Origin of the sequence: Endozoicomonas sp. SESOKO2 (assembly GCF_024606245.1) — a bacterium.
Taxonomy (GTDB): domain Bacteria; phylum Pseudomonadota; class Gammaproteobacteria; order Pseudomonadales; family Endozoicomonadaceae; genus Endozoicomonas_A.
Window position 1 is genome coordinate 1 of record NZ_JAHHPQ010000801.1, and the last position, 1,249, is coordinate 1,249.

2 protein-coding genes are annotated in these 1,249 nt (G+C 49.8%); both read right to left on the reverse strand.

Annotated features, from left to right (window positions below; translation table 11 throughout):
• Positions 1-784 (reverse strand): PhoH family protein (locus KDK17_RS18870; protein WP_257288805.1); only part of this gene is annotated, 784 nt, incomplete at its 3' end.
• A 214-nt stretch (positions 785-998) separates the two neighbouring features.
• Positions 999-1,249: dihydrodipicolinate reductase C-terminal domain-containing protein (locus KDK17_RS18875; protein WP_306671334.1), on the reverse strand; the 251-nt coding region annotated here is incomplete at its 5' end.

Sequence of the window (1,249 nt, forward strand, 5' to 3'; positions counted from 1 at the left end):
GGGTCAGGAACATTTTCATCTGTTCCGGCGTCGTGTTCTGGGCTTCATCAAGAATAATGTATGAGTTGTTAAGGGTGCGACCACGCATGTAAGCGAGGGGTGCAACTTCGATCACATTTTTCTCGATCAGCTTGTCTACTCGTTCAAAGCCGAGCATTTCATAGAGTGCATCGTAGAGTGGGCGAAGATAAGGATCGATCTTTTGAGACAGGTCACCCGGCAGGAAACCCAGCTTTTCGCCGGCTTCGACAGCAGGCCTGACCAACAGGATTCGACGTATTTCTTCGTCTTCCAGGGCCTGGACGGCGGCTGCAACAGCCAGATAGGTCTTGCCGGTGCCCGCCGGGCCAATACCGAAATTGATATCGTGAGTAAGGATGGAGCGAACATATTTCTGCTGGTTCTCACCCCTTGGGGTGACTGTACCCTTGCGGGTTCGCAGAGCGATCAGGTTGTCGGACCTGGGTTCGTGGATCCATTCAACCGCAGACTCTTGGAGGTAGAGGTGCACTGTCTCAGCCGTCAGGTGTCCCGTTTTTCCGGTCTCCCTGTAGAGACGCTTGAGAATCTCAGAAGCCGCCTGGGCATTTCGATCTTCACCCCTGACCGTGAACTGGTTGCCACGATAACGAATATCAACGCCAAGGCGCTGTTCTATTTGTTTCAGGTGCTGATTGAATTGTCCGCAGAGCTCTGCGAATCGACGTGGATCGTCCGGTTCTAGGAGAAACTGGCAGGTCCTACCTGCATTTTTTGTCGGTGTTGCCTGGATCTGGGTATTCAAGTCGAGAGTTCAGCTCTTACTGCGATTCATATAGGGTAAGCATATACTGCAGTCCGATTCTTGCCGCATTTTATTCGCCATGGTTGTTTATTCGCTATGGCTGTCTTATGCAGGATACTCATAGCGGGCATAAAGCGTGAATCAGACTGCCGACAAGTCTGATTTTACCGAAGGTTTTGATAATGTCATCTGTTAATCACTTCATTCTTTCTGATCAGAGAATATGTTCCAGCCCATAAACCAATTCAGCCTTGTCATGAATGTACTCACTGGCCATAAGAATGCCAGGCATATAGCTCGTGCGTTCAATGGAATCATGACGGATGGTCAGATATTGACCACTGTCGCCCAGGATCACTTCCTGAGATGCTACAAAGCCCGGCATACGTATAGCGTGAAGTTTTATTCCCTTGTAATCACCGCCTCGTGAGCCTTCAATGTTGGCAACCTGATCATGAGTTCCAC